Below are 22,687 nucleotides of genomic sequence, written 5' to 3'. Positions count from 1 at the left end.
AATAAAAAATATCGTTTTATCGCCACTCTATGCAAAAATGATATGGATTATGTTCAACCAGGTTGCTGCCATGCCCGCTGTGAATTTACGCCATATTGAGATTTTCCACGCGGTGATGACCGCGGGGAACCTGACCGAAGCCGCACGCCTGCTGCACACCTCACAGCCGACGGTGAGCCGCGAGCTGGCGCGCTTCGAGAAGGTGATCGGCCTGACGCTGTTCGAGCGCACCCGCGGGCGGCTACACCCTACGGTGCAGGGGCTGCGGCTCTTCGAAGAGGTGCAGCGATCCTGGTACGGGCTGGACCGTATCGTCAGCGCCGCCGACAGCCTGCGCGAGTTTCGCCAGGGCGAGCTCTCCGTCGTCTGCCTGCCGGTCTTCTCCCAGTCATTTTTACCCGCCCTGCTACAGCCGTTTCTTGCCCGCTACCCGGACGTGAACCTGACCATCGTGCCCCAGGAGTCGCCCCTGCTGGAGGAGTGGCTCTCGGCCCAGCGTCACGATCTCGGCCTGACCGAAACCCTGGCGACCCCCGCGGGCACCGCGCGTCACGAGCTGCTGTCATTAGATGAGGTGTGCGTCCTGCCCGCCGGCCATCCCCTCGCCGCAAAAGCGGTGCTGACGCCGGGTGATTTTCAGGGCGAGAACTACATCAGCCTGTCGCGCACTGACAGTTATCGCCAGCTGCTGGACCAGCTTTTTGCCGAACATCAGGTGAAGCGACGTATGGTGGTGGAGACGCACAGCGCGGCCTCCATCTGTGCGATGGTGCGCGCGGGGGTGGGGATTTCGGTGGTCAATCCGCTGACGGCGCTGGATTACGCCGACAGCGGGATTGTTATTCGCCGCTTCAGTATTTCGGTGCCGTTTACGGTGAGCCTGATCCGCCCGCTGCACCGCCCGGCCTCGGCGCTGGTGGACGCTTTCAGCGCGCATCTGCAACAGGAGCTGGCGGCGATCACCGACCCGCTGGAACAGCTTTTAGCCTCGCCCGTTACGAAAGGATAAATTCCACCGCATCGGCGGCGTGGATCGCAGCGGTATCAAACACCGGGATCGGGCTTTCATCCGCCGGGATCAGCAGGCCAATCTCGGTGCAGCCAAAGATCACCCCCTGCGCCCCGCGATCGGCGAGCTTGCGGATCACGCTGAGGTAGTAGTGGCGTGACGTCTCGCTAAAGGTGCCGAGACACAGCTCTTCAAAGATAATCTGATTGATCCGGGCCCGGTCCGCCTCGTCCGGGATCAGGCTCTCGATACCGTACTGCGCCGTCAGCCGTCCGCGGTAAAAATCCTGCTCCATGGTATAGCGTGTACCCAGCAGCGCCACGCGGTTCATGCCCGCCGCGGTAATCGCCCGCCCGGTGGCATCGGCGATATGCAGGAACGGCAGGGAACAGCGGGTTTCAATCTGCTCAGCGACTTTGTGCATGGTGTTGGTGCAGAGCAAAATGGCCTGCGCCCCGGCACCCTGCAAGCCCAGTGCTGCCTCCGCCAGGATCTCTCCCGCCTTTTCCCAGTCACCGCTGGACTGGCAGGCTTCGATTTCATGAAAATCGACGCTGTGCAGCAGCAGGCTGGCCGAGTGTAATCCCCCGAGGCGCTGTTTTACCCCTTCGTTGATCAGACGATAATAGGGAATGGTGGACTCCCAGCTCATTCCTCCCAACAGGCCAATCGTTTTCATCTTGCTCTCCTTTCCGGTTTCATCCAGTGAAGCAAACTTGTGATCGAGTTTCCAGTTCTCTGGTTCAACATTTCCTTTTAGCTGGCTCTGGGATAAATTAAATGAAACGATGTTTCACTATATAACAGGACATGAGCATGTTTATTTTCCATAAAGAGACGCAGCTTGAAGATCTGGGTAATGGCGTGACGCGCCGTATTCTGGCGCACGACGGCAAAATGATGGCGGTAGAGGTCAATTTTGAGCAAGGCGCCGTTGGCCCAATGCATAATCATCCCCACGAGCAGCTGACCTATGTTTTGTCCGGTGAGTTTGAATTTACCATCGGCGAAGAAAAGCATGTGGTTACCGCCGGGGATACGCTTTATAAGGAGCCGCATATTATGCACGGCTGCGTTTGCCTGAAACCGGGTACACTGCTGGATACCTTCACCCCGGTTCGTGAAGATTTCCTCAAATAAAAAAATAGGGCGATGCGCGGGCATCGCCTTTTTCTCCTTAAGTGCAATTCACTTTATTTCCGCGAAGAATCATTCAACAAGTTAATTATATCCTCGCTACCTTACTTCTCATGTTACAGTTTTGCTACAAATATTAGTAGTTTGTATCTGCTATCAATAATTCCCAGAATATGTGAGCAAAGTCCCCGTTTAGCTGGCCCTCTTCCCTCATTTTTTCGCGCATACCGATAAAAATGCCACCCATCTCACCTTATTGAAACGCTGTTTCGACCTTGATCACATTTCCACTATTTATCGAATGACGTGGATTTAAATCACAATAAAATAAATTAAAACGTCGTTTTACAAATTGAAAACGGTGGTTCATAAGATTTAAAAAATTGCTTAGCCGGGCAGGATGCGCCCGGCATTACCGGCACTCATAAACAGGTAGAAGGAGATACCGCAGTGAAATTTCGCACCAGACGCATTCCGCTGTTCGCTTGCTGTTAAGCGGGCAGAGCCGGGCAGATTCCGTTTTAAACCATTAATTACCAGGTAGGTATGTATGAATGAAAACAAGATGCTGGGGCTGGCCTGGATATCACCCTACATAATTGGGTTGATACTCTTCACCGCTTTCCCCTTTGTTTCATCTTTCTTCCTCAGTTTTACTGAGTACGATTTGATGAGCCCGCCCGTATTTAACGGCGTAGAAAACTATCGCTACATGTTTACGGAAGATACCCTCTTCTGGAAATCCATGGGCGTGACCTTTGCCTACGTATTTTTAACTATCCCGTTGAAGCTGGCCTTTGCGCTGGGTATTGCGTTTGTTCTGAACTTTAAACTGCGCGGCATCGGCTTCTTCCGTACCGCTTATTATATTCCGTCTATTCTCGGCAGCTCCGTTGCGATTGCCGTTCTGTGGCGTGCGCTGTTCGCGATCGACGGCCTGCTTAACAGCTTCATTGGCGTCTTTGGTTTTGACCCGGTGAACTGGCTGGGCGAGCCGTCTCTGGCGCTGATGTCCGTGACCCTGCTGCGCGTCTGGCAGTTCGGCTCTGCAATGGTGATCTTCCTGGCTGCCCTGCAGAACGTACCGCAGTCGCAGTACGAAGCGGCGATGATTGACGGTGCCTCCAAATGGCAGATGTTCATGAAAGTGACCGTGCCGCTGATCACGCCGGTTATCTTCTTCAACTTCATCATGCAGACCACCCAGGCGTTCCAGGAATTTACCGGTCCGTATGTTATTACCGGCGGTGGACCAACCTACTCCACCTACCTGTTCTCACTCTACATCTACGATACCGCATTTAAGTACTTTGACATGGGTTACGGCGCTGCGCTGGCCTGGATCCTGTTCCTGGTGGTCGCTGTCTTTGCCGCTATCGCCTTTAAGTCTTCGAAATACTGGGTCTTCTACTCCGCCGATAAAGGAGGCAAAAATGGCTGATATTCAACAACTCTCCACGGCGAGAAGCATCGCAGAGCGTGAAGTGGCGCGTACTCAGCGTCGTGAAAAAATTAGCGCCACCATTCGCTATGTGATCCTGCTGTTTGTTGGCCTGCTGATGCTCTATCCGCTGGTGTGGATGTTCTCGGCGTCGTTCAAACCGAACCACGAGATCTTCACCACCCTCAGCCTGTGGCCCGCACACGCCACCTGGGACGGCTTTGTAAACGGCTGGAAAACCGGTACTGAGTACAACTTCGGCCATTACATGCTGAATACCTTTAAGTATGTGATCCCGAAAGTGATCCTGACCATTATCTCCTCCACCATCGTGGCGTACGGCTTTGCCCGCTTCGAGATCCCGTGGAAGAAGTTCTGGTTCGCGACGCTGATTACCACCATGTTGCTGCCAAGCACCGTACTGCTGATCCCGCAGTACCTGATGTTCCGTGAAATGGGCATGCTGAACAGCTATATGCCGCTCTACCTGCCGCTGGCCTTCGCCACGCAAGGGTTCTTCGTCTTCATGCTGATCCAGTTCCTGCGCGGCGTACCGCGTGACATGGAAGAGGCAGCGCAGATTGACGGCTGTAACTCTATTCAGGTGCTGTGGTACGTGGTGGTACCGATCCTGAAGCCAGCCATCATCTCCGTGGCGCTGTTCCAGTTCATGTGGTCAATGAACGACTTTATCGGGCCGCTGATTTATGTCTACAGCGTGGATAAATACCCGATTGCACTGGCTCTGAAAATGTCCATCGACGTCACCGAAGGGGCGCCGTGGAACGAAATTCTGGCAATGGCGAGCATCTCCATCCTGCCATCCATCATTGTCTTCTTCCTGGCACAGCGCTACTTCGTACAGGGCGTAACCAGCAGCGGAATTAAAGGTTAAGAGGGAAATATCATGGCTGAAGTTATTTTCAACAAACTGGAAAAGGTCTACTCCAACGGCTTCAAAGCGGTACATGCTATCGACCTGAAAATCGCTGAAGGTGAGTTCATGGTCATCGTCGGCCCTTCCGGCTGCGCGAAGTCCACTACCCTGCGTATGCTGGCCGGTCTGGAGACCATCAGCGGCGGTGAAGTGCGTATCGGGGACAAGATCGTTAACAACCTCGCGCCAAAAGAGCGCGGGATTGCGATGGTGTTCCAGAACTATGCGCTCTACCCACACATGACCGTGCGGGAAAACCTGGCCTTCGGCCTGAAGCTGAGCAAGCTGCCTAAAGCGCAGATTGAGACCCAGGTTAACGAAGCGGCAAAAATCCTTGAGCTGGAAGAGCTGCTCGACCGCCTGCCGCGCCAGCTTTCAGGTGGTCAGGCGCAGCGTGTGGCCGTCGGCCGCGCGATTGTGAAAAAGCCAGACGTGTTCCTGTTCGACGAACCGCTCTCCAACCTCGACGCCAAACTGCGTGCCTCGATGCGTATCCGTATTTCGGATCTGCACAAGCAGCTGAAGGCCTCCGGCAAACCGGCGACCACCGTCTACGTGACGCACGACCAGACCGAAGCGATGACCATGGGCGACCGCATCTGCGTGATGAAGCTCGGCCACATCATGCAGGTAGATACCCCAGACAACCTGTATCACAAACCGAAAAACATGTTCGTCGCGGGCTTTATCGGCTCACCGGAGATGAACATCCGCGCCAGCAAGCTGGTGCAGCAGGATGGTCAACTCTCCCTGACCATCGGCAACCAGACCATGCCGTTAAGCCCGGAGCTGAAAGAGAAAGTGGCCGGACACGCGGATAAGGAGATTTTCTACGGCATTCGCCCTGATTTTGTCTCTATCTCCGATGAGCCGTTCGCTGAAGGTTGCTGCACCGGTGAGATGGTCCGCGCCGAAAATATGGGCCATGAATTCTTTGTATACCTGAAAGTTGGCGAGTACGAACTGACAGCCCGAATTCCTTCCGATGAAGCTAAACCCATGATCAACAAGGGCCTTCACCGTAAGGTTTACTTTAAGTTTGATATGAATAAGTGTCATATTTTTGACGCAAAAACTGAACAGAACATCTCTCTTTAATGGAGTTATAAAAATGAAAAAAGTGCTTTTAAGCGCCGTTATCTCCGCTACCTTTGGAATGAGTGCCCTACCCACTTTTGCTGCGGACAGCACCGATCTGCGTATGTCCTGGTGGGGCGGCAATGGCCGTCACCAGGTCACACTGAAAGCCCTGGAAGAGTTCCACAAACAGAACCCGGACATTAACGTGAAGTCGGAATACACCGGCTGGGATGGTCACCTGTCGCGTCTGACCACACAGATTGCGGGCGGCACCGAGCCGGACGTGATGCAGACCAACTGGAACTGGCTGCCGATCTTCTCTAAAACCGGCGACGGCTTCTACGATCTGAACAAAATGAAGGATGTGATCGATCTGTCCCAGTTCGATCCAAAAGAGCTGCAGTCGACCACGGTCAACGGCAAGCTGAACGGTATTCCGATCTCCGTGACCGCGCGCGTCTTCTACTTCAACGATGAAACCTGGAAAAAAGCGGGCGTCGAATACCCAAAAACCTGGGATGAGCTGATGGCGGCGGGTAAAGCCTTCGAGAGCAAGCTGGGTAAACAGTACTACCCGGTTATTCTCGAACACCAGGATACCTTAGCGCTGCTGAACTCCTATATGATCCAGAAGTACAACATCCCGGCGGTGGACGAGAAGGCGAAAAAATTCTCCTACACCAAAGAGCAGTGGGTTGAATTCTTCCAGACCTATAAAAAGCTGATCGACAGCCACGTGATGCCGGACACCAAGTACTATGCGTCGTTCGGTAAGAGCAACATGTATGAGATGAAGCCGTGGATCGAAGGTGAATGGGGCGGCACCTATATGTGGAACTCCACCATCAAAAAATATTCCGACAACCTGAAGCCACCAGCGAAGCTGGAGCTGGGCAGCTACCCAATGCTGCCGGGTGCAACCGATGCGGGTCTGTTCTTCAAACCAGCACAGATGCTCTCTATCGGTAAATCGACCAAGAACCCGGAAGCGGCCGCGAAAGTGATCAACTTCCTGCTGAACAGCAAAGAAGGCGTTGAGACGCTGGGCCTGGAGCGTGGCGTACCGCTGAGCAAAGTGGCGGTGAAATACCTGACCGAAAACGGCGCTATCAAAGAGGACGATCCGGCGGTTGCGGGTTTGCGTCTGGCGCAATCTCTGCCAGCAAAACTCTCTGTGTCGCCATACTTCGATGACCCGCAGATCGTGGCCCAGTTCGGTACTTCGCTGCAGTACATCGACTATGGCCAGAAAACCGTTGAAGAGACGGCTGCTGACTTCCAGCGTCAGGCTGAACGTATCCTGAAACGCGCAATGCGCTAATTCCCATACGTTATCAATACCCTGCCGCGACTGCGGTGGGGTATTTTTTTATCTGAAGGAACATATTATGAAAGGAAAAATCATTCCCCTGAGTTTTCGGCCTCGTCAGGACAGTGAAACCGGACGCGAGGTGATCCGCCTGACGCCCCCGCACATCATCTGTCACCGTAACTACTTCTATCAGAAATGCTTTACCCGCGATGGCAGCAAGCTCATCTTTGGTGGTGCCTTCGAGGGCCACTGGAACTACTATCTGCTGGACATTGCGCAGCAACAGGCAACCCAGCTTACCGACGGCGCCGGAGATAACACTTTTGGCGGCTTCCTCTCCACGGACGATCGCTCGCTGTGGTATGTGAAAAACAGCCGCGAACTGCGGCGCGTCGACCTCGAGAGTCTGGAAGAGTATGTGGTCTATGAGGTCGATAACGAGTGGGTGGCCTACGGTACCTGGGTGGCGAACTCGGACTGCACGAAGCTGGTAGGTATCGAGATTAAAAAAAGCGACTGGCAGCCGCTCACCGACTGGAGCAAATTCCGCGCATTTTACTTTACTAACCCGGAATGTCGCCTGATTAATATCGATCTGCAAACTGGAGAACGGCAGGTGATTTTGCAGGAAAAACGCTGGCTCGGACACCCGATCTACCGTCCTTTTGACGACAATACCGTGGCGTTTTGTCACGAAGGGCCACGCGATGCGATCGACGCCCGTATGTGGCTGATTAACGAAGATGGCAGCAATCTGCGCAAGGTGCGCCAGCATGCTGAGGGGGAGAGCTTTACCCACGAATTCTGGGTGCCGGACGGCTCCGCGCTCTATTACGTGGCGCACAAGGAGAACGATCCTAAGCGCTATCTGTTCAGCGCCGATCCCGCCACCCTGGAAAACCGCCAGCTGATGGCGATCCCGCCCTGCTCCCATCTGATGAGTAACCACGACGGGTCGCTGATCGTCGGCGACGGTGCGCCACACAATACCGGCGATATCAGCCTGAACGATCCCTTTATCTGGGTGTTCGATATTGCCAAAGGCACGCAAACCGCCATCTGCCAGCACAACACCAGCTGGAAAGTGCTGGACGGCGACCGCCAGGTGACCCATCCGCATCCGTCGTTTTCACCGGATAATCAGTGGGTGCTGTACACCTCCGACGAAGAGGGGATGCCGGCGCTCTATCTCGCCCGGGTGTAAAAAAGCCGGGTGGCGGCTACGCCTTACCCGGCCTACAAACTGGTGCGATATGGTGCCCTCGCTCTCTCTCACACAGAGCTGAGGGATTCCGCTAATTTTCTTGCTTTTAAAGCAATACACTAACCACATGATGTAAAAGGCTTAAAGCGGCTCCCTGGTCCGGCTGAAAATCGCCGAAGCGTTTCCGGAAGGCCGGGGCGAGGCGCAGGGACGCGCCGAGAGGGCATAGCCTGCAGGGATGCAGGCTGGTGCCCGACCCGAAAGCCTGGAGGAATAAGCTGAAGGTCACCGCGAAGCGGCGATTTTCTTTGCCGGGAGCCGGGGTTGCCAGGGGGGAGGCGGCGAGCCCCCCTGGCACGTTCACTGGTTCAGGTGTATCAGAGAAGCAAGGAACGTAAGGTGAACGGAACTATCACTTCTGTCGCATATTCCCCTAACCCTCTCCCGCAGGGAGAGAGAGAAAACCGTAGGCCCGGCAAGCCAAGCGCCGCCGGGCAATCTGTTATACCCCAATATTCCGTAACTTCTCCCCTGTCATCAGCTTGCGCTCGATGTGCTCCAGGGTGACACCTTTCGTTTCCGGGATCAGCCAGAAGGTGATCCCAATAAAGACCACGTTCAGCACCGTATAAAGCCAGAAGGTTCCCGCCGCGCCGATCGCATCCAGCAGGGTCAGGAAGGTGGCGCCAATGATCATGTTCGACACCCAGTTAGTGGTGGTGGAACAGGTGATCCCAAAGTCGCGACATTTTAACGGCTGAATTTCAGAGCAGAGGATCCACACCACCGGCGCGGCACTCATCGCGTAACCGGCAATGCACATCATCGTCATACCCACGGACAACCAGGATAAGCTGCTGGACGCCGTACCGTTATCAAACTGCATCAGGCAGTAGCCCAGGATCAACGTCCCCAGCGCCATCACGCTGAAACCAATTTTGAGCGCAGGCTTACGGCCCGCTTTATCGACGGTAAATACCGCAATAAAGGTGGCAAACATAAAGGTCAGCCCCACCACCAGTGTGGCGATCATCTGCTGCTCGGTGGTGGTGAAGCCCGCCATTTTAAAAATACGTGGCGCGTAATACATGATGATGTTCATGCCGGTAAACTGCTGCATCGCCTGCAACAGCATGCCGAGGAATACCGCGCGACGCACGTTGCGGTTGACTTTGAACAACGACCAGCCGCCCTGTTTCAGCTTGAGGCTTTCGCGGATCTCGTTCAGCTCTTCACGCGCTTTCTCAGAGGTGTCGCGCAGCATCCGCAATACCTCTTCCGCTTCGACGTGGCGCCCTTTTTGCGCCAGCCAACGTGGGCTGTTGGGCAAAAAAATCACCAGCACAATCAGCACTATTGCCGGTAATGCCAGTACACCCAGCATGGCGCGCCAGTTGCCGCTGTAGCTGAAATACGTATCAGAAAGAAAGGCCAGCACAATTCCGAGGGTCACCATCAGCTGGTACATGCTGATCATTTTGCCGCGCACATCCTCGCTCGCCATCTCTGACAGATAAAGGGGGGCGGTATAGGAGGCAATTCCCACGGCCACGCCCAGCAGGACGCGCGAGAGCAACAGCACCTCCACGTTGGTGGCGAAAGCGGACCCTATCGAGCCGGCGACAAAAAGAATGGCGCCGACCATCAGGCTATATTTCCGCCCCAGCCGGAACGAGAGCCAGCCATTGAACAAGGCTCCCACCGCTGCGCCCAGCATCATACTGCTTACCACCCACTCCTGCAGGCGATTGCTGAGCGTAAAGTGATCGGTGATAAAGGGTAACGCACCGGCAATGACGCCGATATCCAGCCCAAACAGTAAACCGGCCACCGCCGCGGAAACAGAAACAAACATATTCATCCTTCGGGTATCGCGAAGGGCGCGGGGCATAAAGGTAGAGTCATTTATAGATGTCATATTTTCCTGCCTGAACAGCGTAAGACGTTAATCGAAATTACGAGAAACCCTGAAAAAGTGTCAGGTCGTAAAACGTGAAAATATGGATATATCAGCTGGCAGGGTTCGATCTGTGATGGACATTACACTTTAAAAGAAGGGTAAAAATTACTCAATTATTGTTAATCATATGATTTATGGAGGGTAAATGTGTGATCCATGCAATTTTCGTAAAATGCTTATGGATTTTTCTCTTTTTTGAATATGGACAATGGCTTATCCAGGTCAAAAAAAACCTCTGCCCTGGGGCAGAGGTTTTTTGACCTGAGCAGGAATTAACGCGCCAGCCAGCCGCCGTCTACCGCTACGGTGTAGCCGTTGATATAGTCAGATGCGCTGGAGGCCAGGAACACCACCGGCCCCATCAGATCGCTTGGCAGACCCCAACGACCCGCAGGGATACGCTCAAGGATAGCTGCGCTACGCTCTTCGTCAGCACGCAGCTGCTGGGTGTTGTTGGTAGCCATGTAACCCGGCGCAATGGCGTTCACGTTGATGTTGTGCTGCGCCCATTCGTTCGCCAGCAGACGGGTTACGCCCATGACGCCGCTCTTGGAAGCGGTATAAGAAGGCACACGGATGCCACCCTGGAAGGAGAGCATGGAGGCGATGTTGATGATTTTGCCGCCGTTGCCCTGGGCGATGAAGTGCTTCGCCGCCGCCTGAGACATGAAGAACACGCTCTTAATGTTCAGGTTCATGACGTCGTCCCAGTCCTGCTCGCTGAAGTTGATCGCATCTTCACGACGGATCAGACCGGCGTTGTTCACCAGAATGTCGATTTTACCGAATTCCGCAACCGCACGATCCAGCAGCTCAGGGATAGCGTCGATCTTACGCAGGTCAGCGGTCAGGCTCAGGAAACGACGGCCCAGCGCGGTTACACGCTCGATGGTCTCCTGCGGTTCAACGATGTTGATACCCACGATGTCGCAGCCCGCTTCCGCCAGACCCAACGCCATGCCCTGACCGAGGCCAGTGTCACAACCGGTCACGACTGCAACTTTACCTTGCAAAGAAAATGCATCCAGAATCATTTTTTTATCCTTAGTCTTTCAGCGCCTGAACGAACAGGCAAGTTTGTGCTTAACTGTCCGCGACTAGCGCAGATCCTTAACGGCTACGTGGTCCATATCATCGAAGACCTGGTTCTCACCCACCATGCCCCAGATGAAGGTATAGGCACGTGTGCCTACGCCGGAGTGAATAGACCAGCTTGGAGAGATAACCGCCTGCTCGTTATGCATAACGATATGGCGCGTCTCCTGCGGCTGACCCATCATGTGGAATACGCAGGCGTCCTCTTCCATATTGAAGTAGAAGTAGACTTCCATGCGGCGCTCGTGGGTATGGCACGGCATGGTGTTCCACAGGTTGCCCGGCTCAAGCTCGGTCAGACCCATGCTGAGCTGGCAGGTTTCCAGCACATCAGGAACGAAGTATTTGTTGATGGTGCGGCGGTTGCTGGTGAGGTTGTCGCCCAGGGTGACCGGAGCAACGTCTGCCGGGGTCACTTTTTTGGTTGGGTAGGTGGTGTGTGCCGGGGCGCAGTTATAGTAGAACTTCGCCGGTTTGTTGCTATCGACGCTGGCAAAGACCACTTCCTGCGCGCCTTTCCCGACGTACAGCGCATCGCGATGGCCGATCTCATAGCACTGGCCGTCAACGGTGATGGTGCCCGGGCCGCCAATGTTGATCACGCCCAGCTCACGACGCTCCAGGAAGAAGCTGACGCCGAGCTGCTTGCCCACTTCCCCACCCACAGAAACCGTTTTGGCAACCGGCATAATGCCGCCAACGATGATGCGGTCAATGTGGCTGTACACCATGGTGTATTCATCTGCGACAAACACTTTCTCGACTAAAAACTCATCACGCAGACCCTGGGTATCCAGCGTTTTTGCATGCGCGCTGTGGATGCTTTGTCTGACTTCCACATTAACCTCCAGAATTTATCGGCCCCGACGGCCTGGATAATTAACAAAACGGTGTTCCGTTTTCATGATAAGCACATATTATCTGCTGTGAAATAGGTTTTCAATTACATTCAAAACGATGTTTCACTTTTTCTGCAAGTTAATCTCAAAACTGTAGTTTCGATCACGATTGTCAGGGAGTTGACAAGGCTTTCCTTCACCTTTTTTTTAAATACCCCTTCTTATTTTTCATAATAAACAAAAGGTTATGAAAAAATAAAAAATGGGTGCAGCCATCAGAAAAAACTGAACGAATTTAAAGATATTGATGAATCCGCAGGGTTTTCCTTCAGAAGTGCGCCACCAGTCACACATAGTGAAACATTGTTTTGATATTTTAACACCCAGTTTTTAAACTCATATTTTACAGAACGGACCGCAGGCGCGATCCTGCCGTCGAATTCAAGGAGCGCATCATGGCAAAAGGTATGCGGGTCAAACTGAACTATGAGGTCAGCCGCGATCCGGATACAGGCGTGGAAGTGACCCGCCTGACCCCCCCTGAAGTTACCTGTCACCGTAACTACTTCTATCAAAAGTGCTTTTTCAACGATGGCAGCCACCTGCTGTTTGCGGGTGAATTCGATGGCCACTGGAACTACTATCTGCTGGATCTGAAAAAGGCCGAAGCGGTGCAGTTAACCGAAGGCGCTGGCGATAACACCTTTGGCGGCTTCCTCTCACCGGATGATAAATCCCTCTATTACGTTAAGAATGATCGCACCCTGCGGGAAGTCAACCTGACCACTCTCGAAGAACGTGAAGTCTATCGCGTCAGCGACGACTGGGTCGGCTATGGCACCTGGGTAGCCAACAGCGACTGCACCAAACTGGTGGGCATCGAAATTGCGAAGAGCGACTGGACGCCGCTGAACGACTGGAAAATCTTCCACGACTTCTTCCATAAAGGCCCGCACTGCCGCCTGCTGCGGGTCGATCTGCAGACCGGTGAAAGCAGCGTCATCCACGAAGAGAAGAGCTGGCTGGGTCACCCGATTTACCGTCCGTTTGACGACAACACCGTCGCGTTCTGTCATGAAGGCCCGCACGATTTAGTGGATGCCCGTATGTGGATGGTCAACGAAGACGGCAGCAATGTACGCAAGGTGAAAGAGCACGCCGAAGGCGAAAGCTGCACCCATGAGTTCTGGGTACCGAACGGCTCAGCACTGGTCTATGTCTCTTACCTGAAGGGTGAGCAAGGGCGTACCGTATATAGCTTCAACCCGGATACCGGTGAGAACCGCGCGGTAATGAAGATGCCAGCCTGTTCACACCTGATGAGTAACTTTGACGGCACGCTGCTGGTAGGTGATGGTTCCGGTACGCCGGTCGATGTGAAAGATACCAGCGGTTACACCATCGACAACGACCCGTATCTCTACGCATTCGACGTGGCGAAAAAGGCTTATTTCCGCATCGCGCGTCACGATACTTCCTGGGCAACCGTGGCAAACAGCCGCCAGGTGACCCATCCGCATCCATCCTTTACCCCGGATGATAAAGCGGTGCTGTTTAGTTCCGATAAAGATGGCAAACCTGCTCTCTATATTGCGAAGCTTCCTGAGCAACCAGAACTGTTGCGAGAATAATGTTTGTGTTTGTGTTCCTGTAACTGGCCTTGCCCTCCTTTATGGAGGGCTTTTTTTATTGGCTGATTCGGTAGAGACGGCAAAAAATAATAAAGTACAGGCGCAAAAAAACCGGCTCCTGAGAGCCGGTTTATCCCGGAGGTACTGCTTGTTATCAGAATGAATAAGCTACGCCGACACGAAGACGGGTCTGACGCTCATCGGTATCTTTCACACCGACGTTACCCACTTCGCCATACGGAGCCCAGTTCTTATCAATTTTGTACGCCAGCTTGACGTTATATTCCTGGGAGTAATCTTTATTGTTGTTACGAATATTCCCTTCTGTACTTTTCGCGTATACGTAGTTCAGCTCGGTACGCCAGTCGCCCATTACCCAACCAACCCAGGCATCGCCACGGTTAACTTTATCGTCGTCTTTATTCGCGTTTGACGGATAACGGGTGTAGTCATAGCGATAACGGGCTGCCACATAGAAGCCATTATCGAAGCTATATTGCGCGTGCAGATAAGGTTTATAAATAGTGAAGCTGTCTTTACTTTCGAGCGTAAAGCCTGGTGTTAACGCAATGTTCTGGTTCGCTTTCCAGCGCCAGCTAATCTGATCTTCGTGGCCGTTACCCACCACGTCCGCAAATGGCTGGTCAGCTTTATCGCCGCCAGATTTCCATTTTGCTTCTACAGAGAAACCAAAGCCATTTTCGAAACGGTGCGAAACCGAAACACGGTCTGCGTTCGAGCCGCTATCGATATATTCGTGACGCAGATCCACGGTGACAGCCTGAGCTGCGAAAGAAGCGCCAATAAGTGAAGCAAGGACCAGAGATTTCTTAAACATGGAAAAACCCTCGTTTAAAATGATGTTTCGTTTTTATGGAATTCCATTTTATTTTTTAATAAACGTAATTTTAGTGATCGCGATCGTAATTATTTGTTTCATTTTTTTTGGCAAACCCAGCCGTGAGCAATATCAACAAAACAGGCCTTTTAAGCGGAATTTAACGGATCACGATCACAGTAAATCGTTATTACAGATTCAGCGAATACGTTAAATATTTTGCGGGTGCTTAAGATTTTACTTACAGGAGGGTAAAATATGACGGTGCTCACAAACAAATAAGCCTCCGGGGTCGGAGGCTTATTTGGGTTGATATATATCAACGCGAATTATCTTTCTATAGCTAATGCCACGCCCTGCCCGCCGCCGATGCAGAGCGTAGCCAGCCCTTTACGCGCATCGCGTTTCACCATCTCATGCACCAGTGAGACCAGAATACGGCAACCCGATGCGCCAATGGGGTGGCCCAGGGCGATCGCTCCGCCGTTGACATTCACCCGGCGTTCGTCCCACTCCAGCATTTTGCCCACCGACAGCGCCTGGGCAGCAAAGGCTTCGTTCACTTCGATCAGATCAACATCCGCCAGTTGCCACCCTGCCCGCTCAAGACAGCGGCGCGTGGCATGGACCGGGGCGATGCCCATTAAGGCGGGATCGACACCCACGCTGGCAAAAGCTTTGATGCGCGCCAGTACCGGCAGATTCAGCGCTTCGGCTTTGCTCTCGCTCATCATCATCACCGCGGCGGCCCCGTCGTTAATTGAGGAGGCATTCCCGGCGGTGACCGAACCGGTGAGTTCAAAGGCAGGGTTCAGCTGCGCCAGCCCCTCTGCGCTGGCATCGGTGCGCGGCTGTTCATCAGTATCCACCAGCAGGCTCTCCCCACCCTGCTTCCGGGCGACAACCGGTACGATCTCGTCGCGAAAACGACCCGCGTCGATGGCCGCCCGGGCCTTATGCTGGGAACTGAGGGCATAGGCGTCCTGCAGCTTACGGGAGATGCCATATTCACGCGCCAGGTTCTCCGCCGTGACGCCCATATGGTAATCGTTGAAGGCATCCCACAGCCCGTCATGCACCAGGCTGTCGATAAGCTGACTGTTACCCAGCTGGGCGCCGGTACGGCTGTCGGTGAGCACATGCGGGGCACGACTCATGTTCTCCTGGCCGCCAGCGATCACCACTTCGGCTTCGCCGCACTGTATCGCCTGGGTCGCCAGATGCAGCGCCTTCAAACCGGAGCCACACACGTCGTTAATGGTAATGGCAGAGACGGTATTGGGTAATCCGCCCTTCAGCGCGGCCTGACGGGCAGGGTTTTGCCCGGCGCCTGCGGTCAGCACCTGACCGAGGATCACTTCGTCGATCTCGTGTGCCTCAATGCCGCTTCGCTCCACCAGCGCGCGAACCACCACGCTGCCTAACTCAACCGCCGAGTGGCGTGAGAGCGCTCCCTGGAAACAGCCGATTGCGGTACGCAATGCACCGACTATCACGACGTCTTTCATTTCTACCTCTGCGCAAAATGACACCGCTCATAGTAGAGGATTGTTATCAACTAATGATGTAATTGTTTAAAAAAAGTGAGTTTTATCACAAAGGATTCTGGAGGGCCGAGAGAAATGAATGTTCTGCCAATACCGGGAAACTTACCCTGCGCGAGCGCAGGGCAAAGCGGGTCAAGATCTCCAGTACTGGGTTAAGGCGGGCGAGTTTCCATTTACTGGATCCTGCTCAGGAAACGGCAACGCAACGATCCGCGCCAGCATTGCTGGCGTTGCCGCCTGCTTGCAGAGATCGACATCCGTACCTGGCGGATAGGCTCCCACCACCAGAAAATCGTCGGTTGCAGATATCCGGCAGTGCCCGGTTCCGGCAGGCAATAACAGTGCGTCTCCCGCTTCTACTTCGATCTCTTCGCCCCCTGGTCCGCCAACGATGAGGCGCGCCGCGCCCCGGGCAATACCTAAGACTTCATGCCCATTAGAGTGGTAATGGTGATAATCAAAAACCCCATCGCGCCACTGAGGTGGCCAACCGTTATCGGCAAATTGTTGTTCAAACTGGCTTGCGCGATCGCCATCCGTTATCACCCCTTTATAGAGCAGCACCGGCAAATGGGGATTATTCGGCACCCAGTCTCTGGCGGAGAGCATCAGCGTCCGGGGCGTGATTGTCTCTTTAGCAGTCATGGTCTCTTCTCAATCAGTCATTGCACTCCGCTAAGTGTAGTTCGTTTTAATGTCGCCACTGACGGGGGGCAGAGATCACCGCGGATCCGCTTTTTGCTGTAAATAATGGCGCAGCCAGTTGCCTGCCGTCCCCGGCGGGGAGCGTTTATTCCAGACCAGATCGATCGCCACCGAGCGCGGCCAGCCCGGCACATTGAGCTGTACCAGCGCTTTCGCCGGGGCAAACTCCTCCACCAGCGCACAGGGCAGCGCGCACCAGCCGAAGCCCTGAACCGCCATGCTGAGCAGCATCAGGTAGTTGGGCGCCGACCAGACTGGCCCCTGCGCCAGCACCGGTTCGCGCTCCAGATAGGTATTCAGGCGCAGCTCCCGCCAGCTGTGCAGTTCATCGTGCTCCGTTCGCGCCTGCGCGGCTAGCGGATGGCTGGCTGACGTATAAATTGCCATATGGCTCTGCATCGGCAGGCGAACGGCGGCAATGTCGGTGGGATAGCTCTCCCGCGCCTCGGTGAGGCCAATCTGCGCCCGCTCCTTTTGCAGCAGATCGATGACATCTTCCTCTTCACCAATCAGACACTCAAATTCGGTGTGGGGAAAACGCTCATCAAAACGAAACAGCATCTCCTCCAGCACGTCCGGATGCAGGGTATCGGAGAGGACAAAGGTGAGCCGCGCTTCGGTCTCTTCGCTGAGGGATACCGCCAGTTCATCCAGCCGCGCGCTGGCCGCCAGAATCGACTGCACATAGCCCAGCACCTGCTTGCCCTGGGCGGTGAGTACCGGCTGGCGGGCGCTGCGGTCGAACAGGGCAAAACCCAGGTCATCTTCCAGGTGGGCAATGGCGGTGCTGATAGTGGACTGGCTTTTCCGCAGGCGGCGGGCGGCAGCGGAGAACGAGCCCGCGGCAACCGTCTCGACAAACGCGGTTAACGCTTCGGGTGAGTAGCGCATGAAGTATCTACTTTATCGATGGAACCTCACTTTTATATATCAGTTTTAACGATAAAAATAGCTGCATGATTTACCCATCCAGGCTTGTTTTTGAGGTAATAAGTTATGCAGCACAACGATGTTCAGCGCAGAAAACTGCCGGAACGCATTTTCCATGCCGTCTGCTTTGAGGGTATAGCCACGGCGATCCTGGCCCCGACCACCGCGTGGCTGATGCAGCGCCCGATACTGGAGATGGGCGGATTAACTGTTCTCCTCGCCACCACGGCGATGATCTGGAACACCATCTTCAATTACCTGTTCGACAGGCTGTGGCCGCGACATAAGGTGCCCCGCACCGCGAAAGTCCGCGCACTGCACGCACTGGGCTTTGAGGTGGGGTTCATCTTTATCGGCGTCGGGATTGTGTCGCTGGTGCTGGGCGTGAGCCTGCTTCAGGCCTTCACCTTAGAGATTGGCTTCTTTATTTTCTTCCTGCAGTACACCATGGTTTATAACTGGGCGTACAATACCCTGCGCGATCGCATGATTAAGCGACGCCAGCAGCGGCAGGCTGCCACCTCTTAACTCCCCCGGCCGGAAATGCTTTCCGGCCCGCTTAAAACCGTTCCAACCGCCAGGCCAACTGTTGATTATGGTAAAATAGTCTCCTTTTTGTTGGTTTTATAGTTGATACGTTTCTCTCATGTCGAAAATCTGGTCTAAAGAAGAGACCCTCTGGAGCTTTGCCCTGTACGGCACGGCCGTGGGCGCAGGAACCCTGTTTCTGCCCATCCAACTGGGATCTGCGGGCGCTGTCGTCCTGTTCATCACCGCCCTTGTGGCATATCCATTCACCTACTGGCCCCACAAAGCGTTATGCCAGTTCATCCTCTCTGCAAAAACCAAAGGTAGCGAAGGGATCACCGGCGCGGTGACCTACTACTACGGGAAAAAGATCGGCAATCTGATCACCACGCTCTACTTTGTCGCCTTTTTTGTGGTGGTGCAGATCTATGCCGTGGCAATCACTAACTCGCTCACCGAACAGCTGGCGAAGCATATGACGGTGGACACCACCGTGCGGGTGCTGGTCAGCCTGGGCGTAGTGCTGGCGTTAAATCTGATCTTCCTGATGGGGCGGCATGCCACTATTCGGGTGATGGGTTTTCTGGTCTTCCCGCTGATCGCTTACTTCCTGCTGGTGTCGCTCTATCTCACCCAAAGCTGGCAGCCCGCGCTGCTCACCAGCCAGATGAGCGTTGATAAGCATACTCTGCACCAGGTGTGGATCTCCATTCCGGTGATGGTGTTCGCCTTCAGCCATACCCCGATTATTTCAACCTTTGCCGTCGATCGGCAGGAAAAATATGGCGAGGCCGCGATGGGCAAATGTACCCGCATCATGAAGGTGGCCTACCTGGTTATCTGTCTGAGCGTGCTGTTCTTCGTCTTCAGTTGCCTGATGTCGATCCCACCCTCTTACATCGTCGCCGCGAAAGAGGAAGGGGTCACCATCCTCTCGGCGCTCTCGATGATGCCCTCCTCCCCTTCATGGCTTGGGATCTCCGGGATTGTTGTCGCCATCATCGCGATGTCGAAGTCGTTTCTCGGCACCTATTTTGGCGTGATTGAGGGGGCTACAGCGATGGTGAAATCAGGATTAAACCAGGTTGGCGTAAAGAAAAGCCGGGCCTTTAATCGGGCGGTATCGGTGATGGGGGTCTCCCTGTTCACCTTTGCGGTGTGTTGCATTAACCCCAATGCCATCTCGATGATCTACGCCATCAGCGGGCCGCTTATCGCCATGATCCTGTTTATCATGCCGACCCTGTCGACCTTCCTGATCCCTGCCCTGAAGCCTTACCGCTCCATCGGCAATGTGCTGACGCTGATCGTCGGGGTGTTATGCGTGTCGGTGATGTTTATTGCCTGACTAAAAGAGAGCACGCTGTTTTACGACAGCGTGCTGTGCCGCATCAGGCGCGGATATCGTCATACTCGCGGGTGTTATCAAATTCGTGTTTCGCAAACGGGCAGAGGGGAATAATTTTACGGTTTTCGGCACGCATCTTTTCCACCACCCTTGCCACCAGCTGTTTGCCCACGCCCTGCCCTTTCAGGCTAGGATCGACATCGGTATGCTCAATAATGCTGAGATGTTCGCCGGTGGGGACAAAGACGATCTCCGCAACCTGATTGCCTTCGGCATCGTTCACGTAAAACTTGTTATGGCCTTCCTGAATGTCCATGGTTTCTCGCTTATTTGTGGCGGTATTTAAGTGCGCCGCTGGGGCAGGTATCGATCACACGCACGACCGTATCGACATCCACTTCGTCAGGGATGATCCACGGTTTACGTTTCAGGTTGAAGAGCTTAGCGCTTCCGCGCACGCAATTTCCCGCGTGTTGGCAGATGCCGGTATTGAAGTAGACGTCAATTTTCTCACCGGTATAGGCCCGGTATCCCGCCTCCAGCAGTTCATTATCCATGACATTGCCTCTGAATTATTATGGTTGGGATTAAGCATAGCGCGACATCTCTATTCAACCTGCTCGTTTAAAAATAAACAACATTAATCTGCAATCTGGCTACCCACGCTGGATAATTAACGCTGTTTTTCAGTAATACAGGTCAGATAATGAGAAAGATATCCCCGCTCATACTGGTATTTAGTATGGTTTTTATCACCGGCTGTAGCAGCCCGGAACCGGACAAAGTTGAACAGATCAACAGACTGCATATTCCATTAGTTCTGCCCGGCAGCAAAGCCCCACCGGCGCAGACATCCCATATCGCCTCGCTGTACCATTCCAATAAACAGGATATAGATACGCTTACCGACACGCTTAAAAAGCAATATTTACAGGATGTAAAACCCAAAGAGATATTTGAAATGGATAGCGATGTACAGCCCGTCTACGCTTCTCTTTCCCGATTAGAAGCATTAGCCATGATGAATCAGCAATACCTTAAAGATAAGAATGAAATGGGGTTACAGCAGATACATATTGTGCTCAAACCGGTTATTACCGGCTAATCTTCGATAAAAAAACCCGGCAGGTTAATGCCGGGTTTAAGGCGTTTCAGAATTTTATTTATTGCTGATCTCTACCACCACCCGACGATCCGGGGACAGACAACCAATCAGTGCGTTACCACTCTGACCATTACATTGCGCTCCCGTCACGGACTCGCTCGCACCACGGCCTGCTGTGGTGATGTTTTGCGCCGGAATGCCCAGCGCAACCAGTTCATCAGCAACGGCCTGCGCGCGACGTTCAGAGAGTTGCAGATTGTAATCAGGCGTACCGATTCGATCGCTGTAGCCGATAACCACTGTCGACTTGTCGTTGGCAGGCTGTAAACCCGGGCTATTATAGAGCTGGCGAATCGCTGCGTGGCCTTCGCTGGTAAGGGTTGCAGAGTCATAATCAAACATCACATCGGATTTCAGGTTAAAACGCTGTGGCGCGGGGGCCGGTTCAACGGTAGCCGCGGGAGTGACGACAACAGGTGCGCCCTCATGCTGACCAAAACGGTAGCTCAGCCCGGCCGTAACCGAACTGACATCACTGCTTACCCCAATCTGATTGGCGTTGCCAACGTTGCTTACCCACTGATACTCAAGGCGGCCCGCCCAGTTTTTGTTAAAGGCATACTCGGTTCCTACAGCAGCCAGCGGGCGGACTCCGGTTTCAAAGCGATTATGACCGCTTACATCTGATTCAGCCCGGTACCCCATTGCCCCGGCCCGGCCATACAGGTCCCATTTCGGCGTGACGGCATAGCTGGCTTTCAGGGACATCTGAATCCCCTGACTTTTCATCCTGGCGCCGGCGTGATGCCCGTTTAACTGCATATTCCCTAAATAGTCGTAACCACCTTCCACAGCAAGCCAGGAGTTAATCTGGTAACCGGTATAAATACCGCCACTCACATTATCCTGATCTAAGTCAAAATGGTTTGAGCCACTGTTATTATCCAGCGCTTTGCTACCCGTGTTGGTATCGAAATAGTGCGACCAACCCAATTTTCCACCGCTGTACCAGGTTCCGGCATCACCTGCAGCAAAAGCTGCGGTAGCGGTAAAAGCATTTGCGATAATTAACGCAACAATAGTCTTTTTCATAACAATCCCGTTCACACTTACTGTAGATAAATTTCTTTATTAATTTCAGTAGGCAAACGATATAGAAAAAAAGCTGTCAGGTTAATTATCATTCTGTTTAAAATTAAATTTTCAGTTAAAAACTCTCTGGCAAACTCTTTAGTTCCTGAAGATAACCGCCACGTTTAAAGTTGATATATCCCCCTCGTTTCAGGGCAGAAATGACATTTAACACACTGCTGCGGGAAAGCAGCGTTCTGTCCTGAATATAATCGAGGATCGATATACGCATGCGAGTCTGTTCCGGCAGCGTGATCATCTCCAGCAGGTGGTTACGTATCACTGAATAGGTTCGTTGTTGTACCACTAGCGCGTCACGATAAAATAGATAAGCAGTATGGTAGGAGAGCACCGCTGCCACCTCCTCCCATAACCCTTGCCGGGAAATAAGTTCAGCCGCCCGCCCTGCATCAATTCGTAACAGTGTCGACTCAGCTTCAGTGCGCAGAATATGGCCTTTTGTCGGCTGGATCATCTCCGCAATACCAAAAAGATGCGCTTCGTAAACCGTGACAATCAACAGCCCATCAGAGGCACGCAGGATGGATAACTCTCCCTCGATAAAAAAGTAGAGCTGGGGACGTCCTTTGTATGTCCAGGTCATTCGCTTGCGGGGGATGACCTGGAGTTTATCCGCGATCGGCTCAAGCGCCGCAAGCAGACGCTGCATGGCCTCTTCGGGACGAACGGGTGAAATAAGATGCATATTATGACCTGATAACGTTGGATAGCAGCCAGAATAGCTCTGCGATTTGCGCAGGTTGGCCTCTACTTCTCTCTTCAGATATAGCAATGAATAAACGGCGGGTAAAATTTACGTTGTTTATTTTTAAATTTTGCACGACGGGGACGGATGCTGTGTCGCGCTATTGCAGAGATAAAAGCTGGAGCGGGCGAAGGGAATCGAAAC

The 22,687-nt window shown here is 53.5% G+C and carries 23 protein-coding genes; 11 read left to right on the top strand and 12 right to left on the bottom strand.

The window, feature by feature from the left end:
• Window positions 1–70 precede the first annotated feature (70 nt).
• Window positions 71–1,009: a LysR family transcriptional regulator gene (locus DVA44_RS04460; RefSeq protein ID WP_114388370.1), complete on the top strand. Its 939-nt coding sequence runs from the start codon at window positions 71–73 to the stop codon at window positions 1,007–1,009.
• On the opposite strand, the gene DVA44_RS04455 is transcribed toward DVA44_RS04460, so the two are convergent.
• Entirely contained in the window at window positions 996–1,688 is a 693-nt protein-coding gene (locus tag DVA44_RS04455; RefSeq protein ID WP_114385822.1) for an aspartate/glutamate racemase, read from the bottom strand. The two genes, DVA44_RS04460 and DVA44_RS04455, sit on opposite strands and share 14 nt — an antisense overlap.
• 137 nt (window positions 1,689–1,825) lie before the next feature.
• Here DVA44_RS04455 and DVA44_RS04450 point away from each other — a divergent pair, with 137 nt between their 5' ends.
• From DVA44_RS04450 to DVA44_RS04425, 6 genes are all read left to right on the top strand, one after another.
• The gene (locus DVA44_RS04450; protein WP_114385821.1) at window positions 1,826–2,149 is read left to right on the top strand and encodes a cupin domain-containing protein; all 324 of its coding nucleotides are present in this window, start codon (window positions 1,826–1,828) and stop codon (window positions 2,147–2,149) included.
• Window positions 2,150–2,696: 547 nt separating this feature from the next.
• On the top strand, window positions 2,697–3,587 hold the full coding sequence (locus DVA44_RS04445; RefSeq protein WP_103176848.1) for a carbohydrate ABC transporter permease: 891 nt from the start codon (window positions 2,697–2,699) through the stop codon (window positions 3,585–3,587).
• On the top strand, window positions 3,580–4,482 hold the full coding sequence (locus DVA44_RS04440; protein WP_103176849.1) for a carbohydrate ABC transporter permease: 903 nt from the start codon (window positions 3,580–3,582) through the stop codon (window positions 4,480–4,482). The genes DVA44_RS04445 and DVA44_RS04440 overlap by 8 nt, the downstream gene beginning before the upstream one ends.
• Window positions 4,483–4,494: 12 nt before the next feature.
• Window positions 4,495–5,622, top strand: coding sequence for an ABC transporter ATP-binding protein (locus DVA44_RS04435; RefSeq protein ID WP_103822750.1), 1,128 nt, complete (start codon window positions 4,495–4,497; stop codon window positions 5,620–5,622).
• A 13-nt stretch (window positions 5,623–5,635) separates the two neighbouring features.
• Entirely contained in the window at window positions 5,636–6,925 is a 1,290-nt protein-coding gene (locus DVA44_RS04430; RefSeq protein ID WP_103822751.1) for an ABC transporter substrate-binding protein, read from the top strand.
• A gap of 67 nt (window positions 6,926–6,992) precedes the next feature.
• Complete coding sequence (locus DVA44_RS04425; RefSeq protein WP_114385820.1) at window positions 6,993–8,120, top strand: oligogalacturonate lyase family protein; 1,128 nt, start codon at window positions 6,993–6,995, stop codon at window positions 8,118–8,120.
• A gap of 502 nt (window positions 8,121–8,622) precedes the next feature.
• Here DVA44_RS04425 and DVA44_RS04415 read toward each other — a convergent pair.
• The 3 genes from DVA44_RS04415 to kduI all read right to left on the bottom strand — a co-directional run bounded on the left by DVA44_RS04415 (window position 8,623) and on the right by kduI (window position 12,014).
• Window positions 8,623–10,038 carry a sugar porter family MFS transporter gene (locus DVA44_RS04415; protein ID WP_103822753.1) on the bottom strand — a complete coding sequence of 472 codons (1,416 nt, stop codon included), beginning with the start codon at window positions 10,036–10,038 and terminating at the stop codon, window positions 8,623–8,625.
• A gap of 314 nt (window positions 10,039–10,352) precedes the next feature.
• Window positions 10,353–11,114 (bottom strand): 2-dehydro-3-deoxy-D-gluconate 5-dehydrogenase KduD, encoded by a 762-nt coding sequence (kduD, locus tag DVA44_RS04410; protein ID WP_103176854.1) that lies wholly within the window; start codon window positions 11,112–11,114, stop codon window positions 10,353–10,355.
• A 63-nt stretch (window positions 11,115–11,177) separates the two neighbouring features.
• Entirely contained in the window at window positions 11,178–12,014 is an 837-nt protein-coding gene (gene kduI, locus DVA44_RS04405; RefSeq protein WP_114385818.1) for a 5-dehydro-4-deoxy-D-glucuronate isomerase, read from the bottom strand.
• 455 nt (window positions 12,015–12,469) lie between these two features.
• Here kduI and DVA44_RS04400 point away from each other — a divergent pair, with 455 nt between their 5' ends.
• Window positions 12,470–13,645 (top strand): oligogalacturonate lyase family protein, encoded by a 1,176-nt coding sequence (locus DVA44_RS04400; protein ID WP_114385817.1) that lies wholly within the window; start codon window positions 12,470–12,472, stop codon window positions 13,643–13,645.
• 154 nt (window positions 13,646–13,799) lie between these two features.
• Here the strand turns inward: DVA44_RS04400 and DVA44_RS04395 are convergent, their stop codons facing one another.
• The 4 genes from DVA44_RS04395 to DVA44_RS04375 form a co-directional block, all read right to left on the bottom strand.
• Window positions 13,800–14,483: a porin gene (locus DVA44_RS04395; RefSeq protein ID WP_103822756.1), complete on the bottom strand. Its 684-nt coding sequence runs from the start codon at window positions 14,481–14,483 to the stop codon at window positions 13,800–13,802.
• A gap of 329 nt (window positions 14,484–14,812) precedes the next feature.
• Window positions 14,813–15,991, bottom strand: coding sequence for an acetyl-CoA C-acetyltransferase (locus DVA44_RS04385; RefSeq protein WP_114385815.1), 1,179 nt, complete (start codon window positions 15,989–15,991; stop codon window positions 14,813–14,815).
• A 171-nt stretch (window positions 15,992–16,162) separates the two neighbouring features.
• A complete protein-coding gene (locus DVA44_RS04380) occupies window positions 16,163–16,675 on the bottom strand; it encodes a cupin domain-containing protein (protein ID WP_114385814.1) in 513 nt (170 codons plus the stop codon).
• Between the two features lie 75 nt (window positions 16,676–16,750).
• Complete coding sequence (locus DVA44_RS04375) at window positions 16,751–17,626, bottom strand: LysR family transcriptional regulator (protein ID WP_114316868.1); 876 nt, start codon at window positions 17,624–17,626, stop codon at window positions 16,751–16,753.
• Window positions 17,627–17,731: 105 nt separating this feature from the next.
• On the opposite strand from DVA44_RS04375, the gene DVA44_RS04370 reads away from it, so the two are divergent.
• Window positions 17,732–18,193: a multidrug/biocide efflux PACE transporter gene (locus DVA44_RS04370; protein WP_114385813.1), complete on the top strand. Its 462-nt coding sequence runs from the start codon at window positions 17,732–17,734 to the stop codon at window positions 18,191–18,193.
• 118 nt (window positions 18,194–18,311) lie between these two features.
• Window positions 18,312–19,541, top strand: a complete 1,230-nt coding sequence (locus DVA44_RS04365) for an amino acid permease (protein WP_114385812.1) — start codon at window positions 18,312–18,314, stop codon at window positions 19,539–19,541.
• A 43-nt stretch (window positions 19,542–19,584) separates the two neighbouring features.
• Here the strand turns inward: DVA44_RS04365 and DVA44_RS04360 are convergent, their stop codons facing one another.
• Entirely contained in the window at window positions 19,585–19,857 is a 273-nt protein-coding gene (locus DVA44_RS04360) for a GNAT family N-acetyltransferase (protein WP_103176863.1), read from the bottom strand.
• A gap of 10 nt (window positions 19,858–19,867) precedes the next feature.
• Window positions 19,868–20,098, bottom strand: a complete 231-nt coding sequence (gene yjdI, locus DVA44_RS04355) for a 4Fe-4S mono-cluster protein YjdI (protein WP_040074154.1) — start codon at window positions 20,096–20,098, stop codon at window positions 19,868–19,870.
• A 185-nt stretch (window positions 20,099–20,283) separates the two neighbouring features.
• Between yjdI and DVA44_RS04350 the strand changes: the two genes are divergently transcribed.
• Window positions 20,284–20,646 carry a hypothetical protein gene (locus DVA44_RS04350; protein ID WP_246842251.1) on the top strand — a complete coding sequence of 121 codons (363 nt, stop codon included), beginning with the start codon at window positions 20,284–20,286 and terminating at the stop codon, window positions 20,644–20,646.
• Window positions 20,647–20,700: 54 nt separating this feature from the next.
• Here the strand turns inward: DVA44_RS04350 and ompA are convergent, their stop codons facing one another.
• Window positions 20,701–21,738, bottom strand: coding sequence for a porin OmpA (ompA, locus tag DVA44_RS04345; protein ID WP_114385811.1), 1,038 nt, complete (start codon window positions 21,736–21,738; stop codon window positions 20,701–20,703).
• A 115-nt stretch (window positions 21,739–21,853) separates the two neighbouring features.
• On the bottom strand, window positions 21,854–22,483 hold the full coding sequence (locus DVA44_RS04340; protein ID WP_114385810.1) for a helix-turn-helix domain-containing protein: 630 nt from the start codon (window positions 22,481–22,483) through the stop codon (window positions 21,854–21,856).
• Between the last annotated feature and the right edge of the window lie 204 nt (window positions 22,484–22,687).

The sequence above is a fragment of the Leclercia sp. W17 genome (assembly GCF_003336325.1).
In the GTDB taxonomy this organism is placed as follows: domain Bacteria; phylum Pseudomonadota; class Gammaproteobacteria; order Enterobacterales; family Enterobacteriaceae; genus Enterobacter.
This window is presented reverse-complemented; position numbering and strand designations above follow the sequence as displayed.

Coding starts and splice junctions, on each gene's coding strand:
- DVA44_RS04400 (WP_114385817.1), top strand. CDS start 12,470: ATGGCAAAAGGTATGCGGGTCAAACTGAACTATGAGGTCAGCCGCGAT.
- DVA44_RS04460 (WP_114388370.1), top strand. CDS start 71: ATGCCCGCTGTGAATTTACGCCATATTGAGATTTTCCACGCGGTGATG.
- DVA44_RS04385 (WP_114385815.1), bottom strand. CDS start 15,991: ATGAAAGACGTCGTGATAGTCGGTGCATTGCGTACCGCAATCGGCTGT.
- DVA44_RS04440 (WP_103176849.1), top strand. CDS start 3,580: ATGGCTGATATTCAACAACTCTCCACGGCGAGAAGCATCGCAGAGCGT.
- DVA44_RS04395 (WP_103822756.1), bottom strand. CDS start 14,483: ATGTTTAAGAAATCTCTGGTCCTTGCTTCACTTATTGGCGCTTCTTTC.
- DVA44_RS04430 (WP_103822751.1), top strand. CDS start 5,636: ATGAAAAAAGTGCTTTTAAGCGCCGTTATCTCCGCTACCTTTGGAATG.
- DVA44_RS04350 (WP_246842251.1), top strand. CDS start 20,284: ATGGTTTTTATCACCGGCTGTAGCAGCCCGGAACCGGACAAAGTTGAA.
- DVA44_RS04365 (WP_114385812.1), top strand. CDS start 18,312: ATGTCGAAAATCTGGTCTAAAGAAGAGACCCTCTGGAGCTTTGCCCTG.
- DVA44_RS04370 (WP_114385813.1), top strand. CDS start 17,732: ATGCAGCACAACGATGTTCAGCGCAGAAAACTGCCGGAACGCATTTTC.
- DVA44_RS04445 (WP_103176848.1), top strand. CDS start 2,697: ATGAATGAAAACAAGATGCTGGGGCTGGCCTGGATATCACCCTACATA.
- yjdI (WP_040074154.1), bottom strand. CDS start 20,098: ATGGATAATGAACTGCTGGAGGCGGGATACCGGGCCTATACCGGTGAG.
- DVA44_RS04425 (WP_114385820.1), top strand. CDS start 6,993: ATGAAAGGAAAAATCATTCCCCTGAGTTTTCGGCCTCGTCAGGACAGT.
- DVA44_RS04375 (WP_114316868.1), bottom strand. CDS start 17,626: ATGCGCTACTCACCCGAAGCGTTAACCGCGTTTGTCGAGACGGTTGCC.
- DVA44_RS04360 (WP_103176863.1), bottom strand. CDS start 19,857: ATGGACATTCAGGAAGGCCATAACAAGTTTTACGTGAACGATGCCGAA.
- DVA44_RS04415 (WP_103822753.1), bottom strand. CDS start 10,038: ATGACATCTATAAATGACTCTACCTTTATGCCCCGCGCCCTTCGCGAT.
- ompA (WP_114385811.1), bottom strand. CDS start 21,738: ATGAAAAAGACTATTGTTGCGTTAATTATCGCAAATGCTTTTACCGCT.
- kduD (WP_103176854.1), bottom strand. CDS start 11,114: ATGATTCTGGATGCATTTTCTTTGCAAGGTAAAGTTGCAGTCGTGACC.
- DVA44_RS04435 (WP_103822750.1), top strand. CDS start 4,495: ATGGCTGAAGTTATTTTCAACAAACTGGAAAAGGTCTACTCCAACGGC.
- DVA44_RS04455 (WP_114385822.1), bottom strand. CDS start 1,688: ATGAAAACGATTGGCCTGTTGGGAGGAATGAGCTGGGAGTCCACCATT.
- DVA44_RS04380 (WP_114385814.1), bottom strand. CDS start 16,675: ATGACTGCTAAAGAGACAATCACGCCCCGGACGCTGATGCTCTCCGCC.
- DVA44_RS04340 (WP_114385810.1), bottom strand. CDS start 22,483: ATGCATCTTATTTCACCCGTTCGTCCCGAAGAGGCCATGCAGCGTCTG.
- DVA44_RS04450 (WP_114385821.1), top strand. CDS start 1,826: ATGTTTATTTTCCATAAAGAGACGCAGCTTGAAGATCTGGGTAATGGC.